Origin of the sequence: Streptomyces sp. NPDC006134 (genome assembly GCF_040628835.1) — a bacterium.
Classification (GTDB): Bacteria; Actinomycetota; Actinomycetes; order Streptomycetales; family Streptomycetaceae; genus Streptomyces.
In genome coordinates, this window is record NZ_JBEXTV010000003.1 from 108,548 (window position 1) to 125,062 (window position 16,515).

The 16,515-nt window shown below is 70.5% G+C and carries 14 protein-coding genes; 1 reads left to right on the forward strand and 13 read right to left on the reverse strand.

What is annotated here, in order from left to right:
• Positions 1-40: 40 nt before the first annotated feature.
• On the forward strand, positions 41-727 hold the full coding sequence (locus tag ABZ340_RS03040) for a hypothetical protein (protein WP_358779978.1): 687 nt from the start codon (positions 41-43) through the stop codon (positions 725-727).
• Positions 728-818: 91 nt separating this feature from the next.
• On the opposite strand, the gene nuoN is transcribed toward ABZ340_RS03040, so the two are convergent.
• From nuoN to ABZ340_RS03105, 13 genes are read right to left on the reverse strand one after another with little or no spacing between them, the layout of a single operon-like run.
• Positions 819-2,477, reverse strand: coding sequence for an NADH-quinone oxidoreductase subunit NuoN (nuoN, locus tag ABZ340_RS03045; RefSeq protein WP_358779979.1), 1,659 nt, complete (start codon positions 2,475-2,477; stop codon positions 819-821).
• The gene (locus tag ABZ340_RS03050; RefSeq protein ID WP_358779980.1) at positions 2,474-4,045 is read right to left on the reverse strand and encodes an NADH-quinone oxidoreductase subunit M; all 1,572 of its coding nucleotides are present in this window, start codon (positions 4,043-4,045) and stop codon (positions 2,474-2,476) included. Before ABZ340_RS03050 ends, nuoN begins: the two co-directional genes overlap by 4 nt.
• Before the next feature lie 5 nt (positions 4,046-4,050).
• Positions 4,051-6,021 (reverse strand): NADH-quinone oxidoreductase subunit L, encoded by a 1,971-nt coding sequence (gene nuoL / locus ABZ340_RS03055; RefSeq protein WP_358779981.1) that lies wholly within the window; start codon positions 6,019-6,021, stop codon positions 4,051-4,053.
• 16 nt (positions 6,022-6,037) lie between these two features.
• Positions 6,038-6,337: an NADH-quinone oxidoreductase subunit NuoK gene (nuoK, locus tag ABZ340_RS03060; protein ID WP_030401737.1), complete on the reverse strand. Its 300-nt coding sequence runs from the start codon at positions 6,335-6,337 to the stop codon at positions 6,038-6,040.
• The gene (locus tag ABZ340_RS03065; RefSeq protein ID WP_358779982.1) at positions 6,334-7,176 is read right to left on the reverse strand and encodes an NADH-quinone oxidoreductase subunit J; all 843 of its coding nucleotides are present in this window, start codon (positions 7,174-7,176) and stop codon (positions 6,334-6,336) included. The genes nuoK and ABZ340_RS03065 overlap by 4 nt, the downstream gene beginning before the upstream one ends.
• Entirely contained in the window at positions 7,173-7,823 is a 651-nt protein-coding gene (gene nuoI / locus ABZ340_RS03070; RefSeq protein WP_358779983.1) for an NADH-quinone oxidoreductase subunit NuoI, read from the reverse strand. The genes ABZ340_RS03065 and nuoI overlap by 4 nt, the downstream gene beginning before the upstream one ends.
• The gene (gene nuoH / locus ABZ340_RS03075) at positions 7,816-9,192 is read right to left on the reverse strand and encodes an NADH-quinone oxidoreductase subunit NuoH (protein ID WP_358779984.1); all 1,377 of its coding nucleotides are present in this window, start codon (positions 9,190-9,192) and stop codon (positions 7,816-7,818) included. The genes nuoI and nuoH overlap by 8 nt, the downstream gene beginning before the upstream one ends.
• Entirely contained in the window at positions 9,189-11,693 is a 2,505-nt protein-coding gene (locus ABZ340_RS03080; RefSeq protein WP_358779985.1) for an NADH-quinone oxidoreductase subunit G, read from the reverse strand. Before ABZ340_RS03080 ends, nuoH begins: the two co-directional genes overlap by 4 nt.
• The gene (gene nuoF / locus ABZ340_RS03085; RefSeq protein ID WP_358779986.1) at positions 11,690-13,042 is read right to left on the reverse strand and encodes an NADH-quinone oxidoreductase subunit NuoF; all 1,353 of its coding nucleotides are present in this window, start codon (positions 13,040-13,042) and stop codon (positions 11,690-11,692) included. Before nuoF ends, ABZ340_RS03080 begins: the two co-directional genes overlap by 4 nt.
• Positions 13,039-13,899 (reverse strand): NADH-quinone oxidoreductase subunit NuoE, encoded by an 861-nt coding sequence (gene nuoE, locus ABZ340_RS03090; RefSeq protein WP_358779987.1) that lies wholly within the window; start codon positions 13,897-13,899, stop codon positions 13,039-13,041. Before nuoE ends, nuoF begins: the two co-directional genes overlap by 4 nt.
• The gene (locus ABZ340_RS03095) at positions 13,896-15,218 is read right to left on the reverse strand and encodes an NADH-quinone oxidoreductase subunit D (RefSeq protein WP_358779988.1); all 1,323 of its coding nucleotides are present in this window, start codon (positions 15,216-15,218) and stop codon (positions 13,896-13,898) included. The genes nuoE and ABZ340_RS03095 overlap by 4 nt, the downstream gene beginning before the upstream one ends.
• Positions 15,215-15,955: an NADH-quinone oxidoreductase subunit C gene (locus tag ABZ340_RS03100; protein ID WP_358779989.1), complete on the reverse strand. Its 741-nt coding sequence runs from the start codon at positions 15,953-15,955 to the stop codon at positions 15,215-15,217. Before ABZ340_RS03100 ends, ABZ340_RS03095 begins: the two co-directional genes overlap by 4 nt.
• Positions 15,952-16,506, reverse strand: coding sequence for an NADH-quinone oxidoreductase subunit B family protein (locus tag ABZ340_RS03105; RefSeq protein WP_358779990.1), 555 nt, complete (start codon positions 16,504-16,506; stop codon positions 15,952-15,954). The genes ABZ340_RS03100 and ABZ340_RS03105 overlap by 4 nt, the downstream gene beginning before the upstream one ends.
• Positions 16,507-16,515: the final 9 nt, after the last annotated feature.

Sequence of the window (16,515 nt, forward strand, 5' to 3'; positions counted from 1 at the left end):
CCTCTCGGCGCCCTTCCTCCTGCAAGGAGCGACAGAGAACATGTCCCCTCTCAAGGCCGCCTGTGCCCTCGCCCTGACCACCGCCCTCTCACTCGTCGCCGTCCCCGCCCACGCCGACGGCCACGGTCACGGTCACGGCGACAAGGGCGACCGGAACCAGCTCGACAAGACCTACGCCGCGACGAACCAGTACCGGGACGTGTCGCACGCCCGGAAGGACGGCTACCGTCCGCTCGGCCCGTGCACCGAGCTCCCCGGCGAGGGCGGCATGGGGTACCACTACGTCAACCAGCAGCTCATCAACTCCACCGACCCGGCCCGGCCCGCCGCGATGGTCTACCACAAGGACAAGAAGGACGAGAACGGCCACAAGAACGAGACGGGCCACAAGGACCACAAGGAAGGGAACGGCCACAAGGGCGAGAAGGGCCACAAGAGCCAGAAGGACGAGAACGGCAAGGACGGCAAGGACGGCAAGAACGACGAGCACGGCCACAAGGACGAGCACGGAAAGCTCCGCCTCGGAGCCGTGGAGTGGATCGTCCGCGACGCCGACCAGAACGTGAAGACCGACTGGGACCGCCCGGTCATGTTCGGCGACGTGAAGTTCGACGGGCCGCAGAAGCTCCCCGGCCTCGGCGTCGTCTACACGCTGCACGCGTGGATCTACAAGGACAACCCCCGCGGCGTCTTCTACCCCTGGAACCCGAAGGTGACGTGCCCGTGACCGGCCCGCGCGGCTGAGCCCGGACGTACGGCGGGACCCGGCCTCCCCCGAGGAGGCCGGGTCCCGCCGGCGTGTACGGCCCGGTGGAGCGTCAGCGCACGAACACGCCCGCCTGCCCCGCCAGATCCAGGAAGTACTGCGGCGCCACACCCAGCACCAGCGTCACCGCGACCCCGACCCCGATCGCCGTCATCGTCAGCGGCGACGGCACGGCCACCGTCGGCCCCTCCGGGCGCGGCTCGCTGAAGAACATCAGCACGATGACGCGGATGTAGAAGAACGCCGCGATCGCCGACGAGATCACGCCGACCACGACCAGCGGCGCCGCGCCGCCCTCCGCCGCCGCCTTGAACACGGCGAACTTCCCCGCGAAACCGGAGGTCAGCGGGATGCCCGCGAAGGCCAGCAGGAACACCGCGAACACGGCGGCCACCAGCGGCGACCGGCGGCCCAGCCCGGCCCACTTCGACAGGTGCGTCGCCTCGCCGCCGGCGTCCCGCACCAGCGTCACCACCGCGAAGGCGCCGATCGTCACGAACGAGTACGCGGCCAGGTAGAAGAGGACCGACGAGACGCCATCCGGCGTGGTCGCGATGACACCCGCGAGGATGAAGCCCGCGTGCGCGATCGACGAGTACGCCAGCAGCCGCTTGATGTCGGTCTGCGTGATCGCGACGATCGCGCCGCCCAGCATGGTGACGATCGCCACCCCCCACATCACCGGCCGCCAGTCCCAGCGCAGGCCGGGCAGGACGACGTAGAGGATCCGCAGCAGCGCGCCGAAGGCCGCGACCTTGGTCGCCGCCGCCATGAACCCGGTCACCGGCGTCGGCGCGCCCTGGTACACGTCCGGCGTCCACATGTGGAACGGCACCGCGCCCACCTTGAACAGCAGGCCCATCACGAGCAGCCCGGCGCCGACGAGGAGCAGCGCGTCGTTGCCCATGGTGTCGGCGAGGGCCGGGGTGATGTCGGGGACCGTGCCGTCGACGACCTGGGCGATCCGCGCGTACGACATCGAGCCCGCGTAGCCGTACAGCAGCGCGATGCCGAACAGGGTGAACGCGGAGGCGAACGCGCCGAGCAGGAAGTACTTGACCGCGGCCTCCTGCGACATCAGGCGCTTGCGGCGGGCCAGCGCGCACAGCAGGTACAGCGGGAGGGAGAAGACCTCCAGGGCCACGAACAGGGTCAGCAGGTCGTTGGCGGCCGGGAAGACCAGCATGCCGGCGACCGCGAACAGCAGCAGCGGGAACACCTCGGTGGTGGTGAACCCGGCCTTCACGGCCGCCTTCTCGCTGTCGCTGCCCGGCACGGAGGCGGCCTGCGCGGCGAAGGAGTCGACCCGGTTGCCGTGCGCCGCCGGGTCCAGCCGCCGCTCGGCGAAGGTGAACAGGCCGACCAGCGCGGCCAGCAGAATGGTGCCCTGCAGGAACAGGGCCGGTCCGTCGACGGCGATCGCGCCCATCGCCGCGATCCGCGCCTTGGTCGTGCCGTATCCGTCGGCCGCAAGCGCGACCACCGCGGCGAACGCGGCGGCCAGCGCGACGACGGACACGAACATCTGGGCGACGTAGCGGGACTTGCGCGGGACGAACGCCTCGACGAGCACTCCGACGATCGCCGCGCCGACGACGATCAGGGTGGGCGCCATCTGCCCATACTCGAACTTGGGCGCGTCGATCTTCGAGATCGGTTCGGCCGCGGTGGCCGCCGTTGTCCACAGGCTGTGGACGGCTGATGCGCTCACTTGGCCGCCTCCACCTCGGGCTGGGGGTCCTTCTTCTGTACGTCGGACATGGTCTGCTCGACCGCCGGGTTCACGATGTCCGTGACGGGCTTCGGGTAGACGCCCAGGAAGAGCAGCAGGGCGATCAGCGGCGCGACGACCGCGAGCTCACGCACGCGCAGGTCGGGCATCGTGGCGACCTCGGGTTTCACCGGGCCCGTCATCGTCCGCTGGTACAGGACGAGGGTGTAGAGCGCGGCGAGGACGATGCCGAAGGTGGCGATGATGCCGATGACCGGGTAGCGCGTGAACGTGCCGACCAGGACGAGGAACTCGCTGACGAAGGGCGCCAGGCCCGGCAGCGACAGGGTCGCCAGGCCCCCGATCAGGAACGTGCCGGCGAGGACCGGGGCGACCTTCTGCACCCCTCCGTAGTCGGCGATGAGCCGCGAGCCGCGCCGCGAGATCAGGAAGCCCGCCACCAGCATCAGCGCGGCGGTGGAGATGCCGTGGTTGACCATGTAGAGCGTGGCGCCGGACTGGCCCTGGCTGGTCATCGCGAAGATGCCCATGATGATGAAGCCGAAGTGCGAGATCGACGCGTACGCCACCAGCCGCTTGATGTCGCGCTGGCCGACCGCGAGCAGCGCCCCGTAGATGATGCTGATCAGGGCGAGGACGAGGACGACGGGCGTCGCCCACTTGCTCGCCTCCGGGAAGAGCTGGAGGCAGAAGCGGAGCATTGCGAAGGTGCCCACCTTGTCGACGACCGCCGTGATGAGCACGGCGACCGGGGCGGTGGCCTCCCCCATCGCGTTGGGCAGCCAGGTGTGCAGCGGCCACAGCGGCGCCTTCACCGCGAAGGCGAGGAAGAAGCCGAGGAAGAGCCAGCGCTCGGTGCCGGTCGCCATGGTCAGCTCGCCGCTGGCGCGCGCCTCGGCGATCTCGGTGAGGGAGAAGTTCCCGGCGACGACGTACAGGCCGATCACCGCGGCCAGCATGATCAGGCCGCCGGCCAGGTTGTAGAGGAGGAACTTCACCGCCGCGTACGACCGCTGCGTCGCCGCCGTCTTCTCGCCGTGCTCGTGGGCCCGGTCCCCGAAGCCGCCGATGAGGAAGTACATCGGGATCAGCATGGCTTCGAAGAAGATGTAGAAGAGGAAGACGTCGGTGGCCGCGAAGGAGAGGATCACCATCGCCTCGACGGCCAGGATCAGGGCGAAGAAGCCCTGCGTGGGCCGCCAGCGCTTGCTCCCGGTCTCCAGCGGGTCGGCGTCGTGCCAGCCCGCGAGGACGATGAACGGGATGAGCACGGCGGTCAGCGCGATCAGCGCCACCGCGATGCCGTCCACACCGAGCTCGTAGCGGACCCCGAACTCCGCGATCCAGGAGTGGGACTCGGTGAGCTGGTAGCGGTCGCCGTCCGGATCGAAGCGCACCAGCACCACGATCGCCAGGACGAGCGTGGCCAGCGAGAACAGCAGCGCCAGCCATTTGGCCGCGGTGCGCTTCGCGGCCGGCACGGCGGCCGTGGCGATCGCCCCGACGGCGGGGAGCACCGCCGTCGCTGTCAGCAGGGGAAAGGACATCGGTATCAGACCGCCCTCATCAGCAGGGTCGCGGCGACGAGGACCGCCGCACCGCCGAACATCGAGACCGCATACGAGCGCGCGAAGCCGTTCTGCAGCTTGCGCATCCGCCCGGACAGGCCGCCGACCGAGGCCGCCGTGCCGTTGACGACGCCGTCGACCAGGGTGTGGTCGACGTAGACCAGGGAGCGCGTGAGGTGCTCGCCGCCGCGGACCAGGACGACGTGGTTGAAGTCGTCCTGGAGCAGGTCCCGCCGGGCGGCCCGGGTGAGCAGCGACCCGCGCGGGGCGACGGCCGGGACCGGACGGCGGCCGTACTGCGCCCAGGCGAGCGCGACGCCGACGACCATCACGGCCACCGTGCACAGCGTGACCGTCAGGGCGCTGACCGGCGCGTGCCCGTGGTCGTGGCCGGTGATGGGCTCCAGCCAGTGCAGGAAGCGGTCGCCGATGCTGAAGAAGGCACCGCCGGCCACCGATCCGACCGCCAGCACGATCATCGGGATCGTCATGATCTTCGGGGACTCGTGCGGGTGCGGTGCGCTGTACTCGCCGCGCGTCGCGGCGGCGGGCTCCACGTCCGGCTCGGCCGGGGACGGCGTCGGGGCGTGGCGCCAGCGCTCCTCGCCGAAGAAGGTCATCAGCATCACGCGCGTCATGTAGTACGCCGTGATGGCCGCGCCCAGCAGGGCCACGCCGCCGAGGATCCAGCCCTCGGTGCCGCCCTTGGCGAACGCCGCCTCGATGATCTTGTCCTTGGAGAAGAAGCCGGACAGGCCCGGGAAGCCGATGATGGCGAGGTAGCCGAGGCCGAAGGTGACGAAGGTGACCGGCATGTACTTCCGCAGGCCGCCGTAGCGGCGCATGTCGACCTCGTCGTTCATGCCGTGCATGACCGAGCCCGCGCCGAGGAACAGCCCGGCCTTGAAGAAGCCGTGCGTCACCAGGTGCATGATCGCGAAGACGTAGCCGACGGGGCCGAGGCCCGCGGCGAGCACCATGTAGCCGATCTGCGACATGGTCGACCCGGCCAGCGCCTTCTTGATGTCGTCTTTGGCGCAACCGACGATCGCACCGAACAGCAGCGTGACCGCGCCGACGATGGCGACGACGAGCTGCGCGTCGGGGGCGCCGTCGAAGATCGCGCCGGAGCGGACGATCAGGTAGACGCCCGCCGTCACCATGGTCGCGGCGTGGATGAGGGCCGAGACCGGGGTCGGGCCCTCCATCGCGTCCCCGAGCCAGGACTGGAGCGGCACCTGGGCGGACTTGCCGCAGGCGGCGAGCAGCAGCATCAGGCCGATCGCGGTCAGCTTGCCCTCGCCGGCCGCCCCGGCGAGCCCGGGGTCCTCGTGGGTGCCGAGCACCGGCCCGAAGGCGAAGGTGCCGAACCACAGGAACATCAGCATGATCGCGATGGACAGGCCCATGTCACCGACGCGGTTGACCAGGAACGCCTTCTTCGCGGCCGTCGCGGCACTCGGCTTGTGCTGCCAGAAGCCGATCAGCAGGTAGGAGGCGAGACCGACGCCCTCCCAGCCGACGTACAGCAGCAGGTAGTTGTCGGCGAGGACGAGGATCAGCATCGCCGCGAGGAACAGGTTCAGGTAGCCGAAGAAGCGGCGGCGCCGCTCGTCGTGCTCCATGTACCCGATCGAGTACAGGTGGATCAGGGAGCCGACGCCGGTGATCAGCAGCACGAACGTCATCGAGAGCTGGTCGAGCCGGAAGGCGACGTCGGCCTGGAAGCCCTCGACGGGGATCCAGCTGAACAGGTGCTGCGTCAGGGTGCGGTGGGCGGCGTCCGTGCCGAGCATGTCGGTGAACAGCACCAGGCCGAGCGCGAAGGAGACGACGGCCAGCAGCGTGCCGATCCAGTGGCCGACGGCGTCCAGCCGGCGTCCGCCGCACAGCAGGACCGCCGCTCCGAGCAGGGGCGCCGCCACCAGCAGCGCCAGCAGGTTCTCAGTGTTCATTCGGGTCCAGCGCCCCTTACAGCTTCATCAGGCTGGCGTCGTCGACCGAGGCCGAGTGGCGGGAACGGAACAGGGACACGATGATCGCGAGTCCGACCACGACCTCCGCGGCGGCGACGACCATCGTGAAGAAGGCGATGATCTGGCCGTCGAGGTTGCCGTGCATGCGGGAGAAGGCCACGAACGCGAGGTTGCAGGCGTTGAGCATCAGCTCCACGCACATGAAGACGACGATCGCGTTGCGCCTCACCAGCACGCCGGTGGCGCCGATCGTGAACAGCAGGGCCGCGAGATACAGGTAGTTGACGGGGTTCACTTCGACGCCTCCTCGGACCGCTTGAAGGTCGCCGGAGCGATGCCCTTGCGCTCCAGGCGCTCCTCGGCACGCTGCTCGAGGGCCCGCAGGTCGTTGAGGGCCTCCTGCGACACGTCCCGGACCTGGCCCCGCTCGCGCAGCGTCTTGCTGACGGTGAGCTCGGAGGGGGTGCCGTCGGGCAGCAGGCCCGCGATGTCGACGGCGTTGTGCCGGGCGTACACGCCGGGCGCGGGCAGCGGCGGCAGGTACGTGCCCTCCCGCACCCGCTGCTCGGCCAGCTCCCGCTGGGTCTTGGCCCGCTCGGTGCGCTCCCGGTGGGTGAGCACCATGGCGCCGACGGCGGCCGTGATGAGCAGCGCGCCGGTGATCTCGAACGCGAAGACGTACCGGGTGAAGAGGAGGGCCGCGAGGCCCTCGACGTTGCCTCCGGCATTCGCCTGGCCGATGCCGCTGAACTCCTTGAGGGAGGCGTTGCCGATGCCCGCGATCAGCAGGATGCCGAAGCCGAGCCCGCACAGCAGGGCCAGCCAGCGCTGGCCGCGGATGGTCTCCTTCAGGGAGTCCGCCGCGGTGACGCCGACGAGCATCACCACGAACAGGAACAGCATCATGATCGCGCCGGTGTAGACGACGATCTGCACGACGCCGAGGAAGTAGGCGCCGTTGGCGAGGTAGAACACCGCGAGGATGATCATGGTCCCGGCGAGGCAGAGCGCGCTGTGCACGGCCTTCTTCATGAAGACGGTGCACAGGGCGCCGATCACGGCGACCGTGCCGAGGACCCAGAACTGGACGGCCTCTCCGGTGGAGGTGGAGTAGGCGGCGAGCTGCGCGGTCATCGGCCGATCACCTTCTCCGACGCCGGTTCCTCCCCGCCGAAGGTCGAGGCGGCCTCCTGGACGGCCTCGCCCTGGGAGTGGGCGGTCTGCCGCTCCGTACCGGGCGCGGCCCCGGTCACCGCGCCCCGGTAGTAGTCCTGTTCGTCCGTGCCGGGGTACATGGCGTGCGGCGGCTCGACCATGCCCTCCTCCAGGCCGGCCAGGAGCTGCTCCTTGGTGTAGATGAGGTCGGCGCGGCTGGAGTCCGCCAGCTCGAACTCGTTGGTCATCGTCAGCGCGCGCGTGGGGCACGCCTCGATGCACAGCCCGCACAGGATGCAGCGGGCGTAGTTGATCTGGTAGACGCGGCCGTACCGCTCGCCCGGCGAGTAGCGCTCCTCGTCCGTGTTGTCCGCGCCTTCGACGTAGATGGCGTCGGCGGGGCACGCCCAGGCGCACAGTTCGCAGCCGACGCACTTCTCCAGGCCGTCCGGATGGCGGTTGAGCTGGTGCCGTCCGTGGAAGCGCGGAGCGGTGGTCTTGCCCTGCTCCGGGTACTGCTCGGTCAGCCGCTTCTTGAACATGGCCTTGAAGGTCACGCCGAAGCCGGCCACGGGGTTCTGGAAGCCGGGCTTGGCCCGCCCGGCCTCCTGGGGCTCCTCAGCCATCGGACGCCTCCTTTCCATCCGTAGATCCGCCCAGAGGTCCGTCACTCTGAGTATCGGGCCCGCCACTGACAATCAGCTCCCGCTCCCGGCGCGGGCGGCGGCGCGGCACCGGCGGCAGGTCCTGCCCGGGCAGCGGCGGTACGGGGAACCCGCCGGCCATCGGGTCGAAGGCGGCCGGTTCCGCCGCGGGCGGCTCGGCCCGCTTCGCCTTGTCGCGGTACATGTCGGCGACGAAGGACAGCAGCAGCACCACGAGGACGCCGCCGCAGACGTAGAGGGCGATGTCGGTGAAGTCGTAGTTCTCGTTCCTGAGGGCCCGGATGGTGGCGACGAGCATCAGCCACACCAGGGAGACCGGGATGAGGACCTTCCAGCCCAGCTTCATCAGCTGGTCGTAGCGGACCCGCGGGAGGGTGCCGCGCAGCCAGACGAAGAAGAACAGCAGGAGCTGGACCTTGACGACGAACCAGAGCAGCGGCCACCAGCCGTGGTTCGCGCCCTCCCAGAAGGTGCTGACCGGCCACGGGGCCCGCCAGCCGCCGAGGAAGAGGGTGGTGGCGACCGCCGAGACCGTCACCATGTTCACGTACTCGGCGAGCATGAACATCGCGAACTTGATCGACGAGTACTCGGTGTTGAAGCCGCCGACCAGGTCGCCCTCGGACTCCGGCATGTCGAAGGGGGCCCGGTTGGTCTCGCCGACCATGGTGACGATGTAGAGGACGAAGGAGACCGGCAGCAGCAGGATGTACCAGCGGTCGGCCTGCTGCTCCACGATCGCCGACGTCGACATCGACCCCGAGTAGAGGAAGACGGAGGCGAACGCCGCGCCCATGGCGATCTCGTAGGAGATCATCTGCGCGCAGGAGCGGAGCCCGCCGAGCAGCGGGTACGTCGAGCCGGAGCTCCAGCCCGCCAGCACGATGCCGTAGATGCCGACCGAGGCGACCGCGAGGATGTAGAGCATCGCGATCGGCAGATCGGTGAGCTGCATGGTGGTGCGCTGGCCGAAGATCGAGATCTCGTTGCCGGACGGGCCGAAGGGGATCACCGCGATCGCCATGAAGGCCGGAACGGCCGCGACGATCGGCGCGAGGACGTAGACCGCCTTGTCCGCGCGCTTGACGACGATGTCCTCCTTGAGCATCAGCTTGATGCCGTCGGCGAGCGACTGGAGCATGCCCCAGGGGCCGTGCCGGTTGGGGCCGATGCGCAGCTGCATCCAGGCGACGATCTTGCGTTCCATGACGATGGCGATCAGCACGGTCACCATCAGGAAGGCGAAGCAGAACACCGCCTTGACGACGACCAGCCACCACGGGTCGCGGCCGAACATCGAGAGGTCTTCAGCGGCGAGGTACGGGCTCATGCCTCCACCTCCTGGGGGGCTCCGGCGGCGGACTTCGCCGGGCCGATGCGGACGAGGGAGCCGGGCAGCGCCCCGGTGTCGGAGGGGACGCCGCCGCCGGTGGAGTTCAGCGGGAGCCACACCACGCGGTCGGGCATCTCGGTGATCTCCAGCGGGAGTGCGACGGTCCCGGCGGGACCGGTCACGGCGAGGAGATCACCTTCCTCGACACCGGCCTCGGCGGCCGTGGCGGGCGACACGCGCGCGCGTGCGGCGTGCCGGGTGCCGGCGAGCGCCTCGTCGCCCTCCTGGAGGACGCCCTGGTCGAGCAGCAGCCGGTGCCCGGCGAGCACGGCCTCCCCGGCGGCCGGCCGGGGCAGCACGCCCGCCGTCCGGAGCGGTTCGGTGGCCCGGGGCCCGTCCCAGGTGCCGAGCCGGTCCAGCTCCGCGCGCACGGTCCGCACATCCGGCAGCCCCAGGTGGACGTCCATGGCGTCGGCCAGCATCTGCAGCACCCGCGCGTCGGTGGGCGACGGGCGGTGCGTCATCTGGTCGGGCTTGAGCGCGGCCTCGAAGAAGCGGGCCCGGCCCTCCCAGTTGAGGAAGGTGCCGGCCTTCTCGGCGACCGCCGCCACCGGCAGCACCACGTCGGCGAGTGCGGTGACCTCGCTGGGCCGCAGCTCCAGCGAGACCAGGAAGCCGGCCTCGGCGAGAGCGGCACGCGCGCGGGCCGGGTCGGGCAGGTCGGCCACCTCCACGCCCGCCACCAGCAGCGCCTGGAGTTCGCCGGTCGCGGCGGCCTCGATGATCTGGCCTGTGTCGCGGCCGTAGCGGTGCGGCAGGCCGGCGACGCCCCAGACGGCGGCGACCTCCTCCCGCGCGCGCGGGTCGGTGGCCGGGCGCCCGCCCGGCAGCAGCGACGGCAGCGCGCCCGCCTCGACCGCGCCGCGCTCCCCCGCCCGGCGCGGGATCCACACCAGGCGGGCGCCGGTCGCGGAGGCGAACCGGACGGCGGCGGTCAGGCCGCCGGCCACACCGGCCAGCCGCTCGCCGACGACGATCACCGCGCCCTCGGCGCGCAGCGCCTCGGCGGCCCGGGCCCCGTCCCCCTCCAGGCCGACGCCGCTCGCGAGCGCGTCCAGCCACTCGGTCTCGGTGCCGGGAGCGGCCGGCAGCAGCGTGCCCCCGGCCTTGCGCAGGCCGCGCGTGGCGTGCGTGGCCAGCGCGAACACCTGCTGCCCGTGTCCCCGCCACGCCTTGCGCAGCCGCAGGAAGACGCCGGGCGCCTCCTCCTCGGACTCGAACCCGGCCAGCAGGACGGCGGGCGCCTTCTCCAGCGTGGTGTACGTGACGCCCGTACCGTCGAGGTCGCGGCCGCGTCCGGCGACCCGGGCGGCCAGGAAGTCGGCCTCCTCGCCGCTGTGCACGCGCGCGCGGAAGTCGATGTCGTTGGTGTCGAGCGCCACGCGCGCGAACTTGCTGTACGCGTAGGCGTCCTCCACGGTGAGCCGCCCGCCGGTCAGGACACCGGTACGGCCCCGGGAGGCGAGCAGCCCCTGCGCGGCGATCTGGAGGGCGTCCGGCCAGGACGCCGGCCGCAGCTCGCCCTCGGCGTCGCGCACCAGCGGCGTGGTGAGCCGGTCCCGCAGCTGCGCGTACCGGAACGCGAAGCGCCCCTTGTCGCAGATCCACTCCTCGTTGACCTCGGGGTCGTTCGCCGCGAGCCGCCGCATGACCTTGCCGCGCCGGTGGTCGGTGCGGGTGGCGCAGCCGCCGGAGCAGTGCTCGCACACCGACGGCGAGGAGACCAGGTCGAAGGGGCGGGAGCGGAACCGGTACGCCGCCGAGGTCAGCGCGCCGACGGGGCAGATCTGGATGGTGTTGCCGGAGAAGTACGACTCGAAGGGGTCGCCCTCGCCGGTGCCGACCTGCTGGAGCGCGCCCCGCTCGATCAGCTCGATCATCGGGTCGCCCGCGATCTGGTTCGAGAAGCGGGTGCAGCGGGCGCACAGCACGCACCGCTCCCGGTCGAGCAGCACCTGCGTGGAGATCGGCACGGGCTTGGCGTAGGTCCGCTTCTTCCCCTCGAAGCGGGACTCGGCGTCGCCGTGCGACATCGCCTGGTTCTGCAGCGGGCACTCGCCGCCCTTGTCGCAGACCGGGCAGTCCAGCGGGTGGTTGATGAGCAGCAGCTCCATCACGCCCTTCTGCGCCTTCTCGGCGACGGGCGAGGTCAGGTGCGTCTTCACCACCATCCCGTCCGTGCACGTGATGGTGCAGGACGCCATGGGCTTGCGCTGGCCCTCCACCTCGACGATGCACTGGCGGCAGGCGCCGGCCGGGGCGAGGAGCGGGTGGTCGCAGAAGCGGGGGATCTCGATGCCGAGCTGCTCGGCGGCGCGGATGACCAGGGTGCCCTTGGGCACGCTGATCTCGATGCCGTCGATCGTCAGCGTCACGAGGTCTTCCGGCGGGAGTGCCGCCTCGCCCCCCGAGGAGGGAGCGCTGGTGGTCACCGTCATGCGTTCACCTCCGTACGGTGGTCGGCCCAGGCCGTGGACCTGGCCGGGTCGAAGGGGCAGCCGCGGCCCGTGATGTGCTGCTCGTACTCCTCGCGGAAGTACTTGAGCGAGGAGAAGATCGGCGAGGCGGCGCCGTCGCCGAGGGCGCAGAAGGACTTGCCGTTGATGTTGTCGGCGATGTCGCCCAGCTTGTCGAGGTCGGACATGGCGCCCTTGCCGGCCTCGATGTCGCGCAGGAGCTGGACGAGCCAGTACGTGCCCTCGCGGCAGGGCGTGCACTTGCCGCAGGACTCGTGGGCGTAGAACTCGGTCCAGCGGGTGACGGCGCGGACGACGCAGGTCGTCTCGTCGAAGCACTGGAGGGCTTTCGTGCCGAGCATGGAACCCGCGGCGCCCACTCCTTCGTAATCGAGAGGGACGTCGAGATGCTCGTCGGTGAACATCGGGGTCGAGGAGCCGCCCGGCGTCCAGAACTTCAGGCGGTGCCCGGGGCGCATGCCGCCGCTCATGTCGAGCAGCTGGCGCAGGGTGATCCCGAGCGGCGCCTCGTACTGGCCGGGGTTGGCGACGTGGCCGGACAGGGAGTAGAGCGTGAAGCCCGGGGACTTCTCGCTCCCCATCGAGCGGAACCACTCCTTGCCCCGGTGCATGATCGCGGGAACCGACGCGATCGACTCGACGTTGTTCACCACAGTCGGGCACGCGTAGAGGCCCGCGACGGCAGGGAAGGGGGGACGCAGCCGCGGTTGACCACGGCGGCCTTCGAGCGAGTCCAGCAGCGCGGTCTCCTCACCGCAGATGTACGCGCCCGCGCCCGCGTGCACGGTGAGGTCGAGGTCGAGTCCGCTGCCGAGGATGTTCGTGCCGAGGTAGCCCGCCGCGTAGGCCTCGCGTACGGCCGCGTGCAACCGCCGCAGGACGGGGACGACTTCACCCCGCAGATAGATGAAGGCGTGCGACGACCGGATGGCGTGGCACGCGATCACGATGCCCTCGATGAGGCTGTGCGGGTTCGCGAAGAGGAGCGGGATGTCCTTGCAGGTCCCGGGCTCCGACTCGTCGGCGTTGACAACGAGATAGTGCGGCTTGCCGTCCCCTTGCGGGATGAACTGCCACTTCATCCCGGTGGGGAAGCCGGCGCCGCCGCGACCGCGCAGACCGGAGTCCTTCACGTAGGCGATCACGTCGTCCGGTGACATGGCCAGCGCCTTGCGGAGCCCCTCGTACCCCTCGTGCCGCCGGTAGACGTCCAGGGTCCAGGACCTGTCCTCGTCCCAGAAGGCCGACAGCACGGGTGCGAGCAGCTTCTCCGGGCTGGTGTCCTTGATCTCGGTTGCCAAGGTCATCACTCCCCCTCCTCGGCGGTGGGTCCCGCGGGGTGCGCGGGGTCGGAGGCCGATGTGTCCTGGGGCGCGTCGTGGGAGCTGAGGTGCTCGGCCGGGGACGGCTCGTGGGGCGGCGCGTCCTGGGGGGCCGCGCCGCGCGGGTGCACCACGCGCGCGGGAGCGGCCTCGCCCTTGGCCAGCCTCAGGCCGATCAGGGAGGCGGGTCCCGCGCTTCCGCCCGCCTCGACGGCGCCCTCCCGCTCGTCGGGGAAGCCGGCCAGGATGCGCGCGGTCTCCTTGAAGGTGCACAGCGGCGCCCCGCGCGTGGGCGTGACCGGCCGTCCCGCGCGCAGGTCGTCGACGAGGCGCTTGGCACTGGCCGGGGTCTGGTTGTCGAAGAACTCCCAGTTGACCATCACGACCGGCGCGTAGTCGCAGGCGGCGTTGCACTCGATGTGCTCCAGGGTGACCTTGCCGTCGCCGGTGGTCTCGCCGTTGCCGACGCCCAGGTGCTCCTGGAGCTCTTCGAAGATGGCGTCGCCGCCCATGACGGCGCACAGCGTGTTGGTGCACACGCCCACCTGGTAGTCGCCGCTCGGCTTGCGCCGGTACATGGTGTAGAAGGTGGCGACCGCGGTGACCTCGGCGGTGGTCAGGCCGAGCATGTCGGCGCAGAACCGCATGCCGGTGCGGGTGACGTGCCCTTCCTCCGACTGCACGAGGTGCAGCATCGGCAGCAGGGCGGACCGGGAGTCCGGGTAGCGGGCGATGATCTCGCGCGCGTCGGTCTCCAGGCGGGCGCGGACGTCGTCCGGGTAGTCGGGCGCGGGCAGCTCGGGCATGCCCAGGCTGACTTCCCGCTCCGAAGGACTGGTGGTCACCGGTCGACGCCTCCCATCACGGGGTCGATGGACGCGACGGCGACGATGACGTCGGCGACCTGGCCGCCCTCGCACATCGCCGCCATGGCCTGAAGGTTGGTGAAGGACGGGTCGCGGAAGTGGACCCGGTAGGGGCGGGTGCCGCCGTCGGAGACGACGTGCGCCCCGAGCTCGCCCTTGGGCGACTCGACCGCCGCGTACGCCTGTCCCGGCGGGACGCGGAAGCCCTCGGTGACCAGCTTGAAGTGGTGGATCAGGGCCTCCATGGAGGTGCCCATGATCTTCTTGATGTGGTCGAGGGAGTTGCCGAGGCCGTCCGGTCCCAGGGCGAGCTGGGCGGGCCAGGCGATCTTCTTGTCGGCGACCATCACCGGGCCGGGCCGGAGCCGGTCCAGGCACTGCTCGATGATCCTGAGCGACTGGCGCATCTCCTCCAGGCGGATCAGGAAGCGGCCGTAGGCGTCGCAGGTGTCGGCGGTCGGGACGTCGAAGTCGTACGTCTCGTAGCCGCAGTACGGCTGGGCCTTGCGCAGGTCGTGCGGCAGGCCGGTGGAGCGCAGGATCGGGCCCGTCACGCCGAGGGCCATGCAGCCGGCCAGGTCCAGGTAGCCGACGTCCTGCATGCGGGCCTTGAAGACGGGGTTCCCGGTGGCGAGCTTGTCGTACTCCGGGAGGTTCTTCTTCATCTTCTTCACGAACTCGCGGATCTGGTCCACCGCGCCGGGCGGCAGGTCCTGGGCGAGTCCGCCGGGGCGGATGTAGGCGTGGTTCATCCGCAGGCCGGTGATCAGCTCGTAGAGGTCGAGGATCAGCTCCCGGTCGCGGAAGCCGTAGATCATGATGGTGGTGGCGCCGAGCTCCATGCCGCCGGTGGCGATGCACACCAGGTGCGACGACATCCGGTTGAGCTCCATCAGCAGCACGCGGATGACCGAGGCCCGGTCCGGGACCTGGTCCTCGATGCCGAGGAGCTTCTCGACGCCGAGGCAGTACGCCGTCTCGTTGAAGAACGACGTCAGGTAGTCCATGCGCGTCACGAACGTGGTGCCCTGCGTCCACGTGCGGTACTCGAGGTTCTTCTCGATGCCGGTGTGCAGGTAGCCGATGCCGCAGCGGGCCTCGGTGACCGTCTCGCCCTCGATCTCCAGGATCAGGCGGAGCACACCGTGGGTGGACGGGTGCTGCGGGCCCATGTTGACGATCAGCCGCTCGTCGTCGGCGCGGGCCGCGGACTGGACGACCTCGTCCCAGTCGCCGCCGGTGACCGTGTAGACGGTGCCCTCGGTGGTCTCGCGGGGGGTTGCGTGGGGAGTGCTCACGAGTACGACCTCCGCTGGTCCGGAGCCGGGATCTGGGCGCCCTTGTACTCGACGGGGATGCCGCCGAGGGGGTAGTCCTTGCGCTGCGGGTGGCCCTGCCAGTCGTCGGGCATCATGATCCGCGTCAGGGCCGGGTGGCCGTCGAAGACGATGCCGAAGAAGTCGTACGTCTCGCGCTCGTGCCAGTCGTTGGTCGGGTAGACCGAGAACAGCGACGGGATGTGCGGGTCGCCGTCGGGGCAGCTCACCTCCAGGCGGATCACCCGGTTGTGGGTGATCGAGCGCAGGTGGTAGACGGCGTGCAGCTCGCGGCCCTTGTCGTTCGGGTAGTGGACGCCGCTGACGCCGGTGCACAGCTCGAAGCGCAGGGCCGGGTCGTCGCGCAGGGTCCTGGCGACGCGGACCAGGTGCTCGCGTTCGATGTGGAAGGTGATCTCGCCGCGGTCGACGACCGTCTTCCCGATGGCGTTCTCCGGGAGGAGTCCCTGTTCTTCCAGGGCGCCCTCCAGCTCGTCGGCGACCTCGTCGAACCAGCCGCCGTACGGCCTGCTCGCCGGCCCCGGGAGCCGGATCGAGCGGACCAGGCCGCCGTAGCCGGAGGTGTCCCCGCCGTTGTTCGCGCCGAACATGCCGCGCTGGACGCGGATCTCCTCGCCGCCCTGGCCGCGCTGGCCGGGGAGGTTCGACGCGCTGAGGTCCTTTTCGGGGTTGACCCCCTCGTGGTGGGCGTCGCTCACCGCAGCAGCCCCTTCATCTCGATCGTGGGCAGGGCCTTGAGCGCCGCTTCCTCCGCCTCGCGGGCCGCCTCCTCCGCGTTCACGCCCAGCTTGGAGTTCTGGATCTTGTGGTGGAGCTTGAGGATGGCGTCCATCAGCATCTCGGGCCGCGGCGGGCAGCCGGGGAGGTAGATGTCGACCGGGACGATGTGGTCGACGCCCTGGACGATCGCGTAGTTGTTGAACATGCCGCCCGAGGAGGCGCACACGCCCATCGAGATCACCCACTTGGGGTTCGGCATCTGGTCGTAGACCTGCCGCAGCACCGGCGCCATCTTCTGGCTGACCCGCCCCGCGACGATCATCAGGTCCGCCTGGCGCGGCGAGCCGCGGAAGACCTCCATGCCGAAGCGCGCCAGGTCGTAGCGGCCGGCGCCGGTGGTCATCATCTCGATGGCGCAGCAGGCGAGGCCGAACGTGGCGGGGAAGACCGACGCCTTGCGCACCCAGCCCGTGGCCTGCTCGACGGTGGTGAGCAGGAATCCGCTCGGCAGCTTTTCTTCGAGTCCCATGACTAAAGG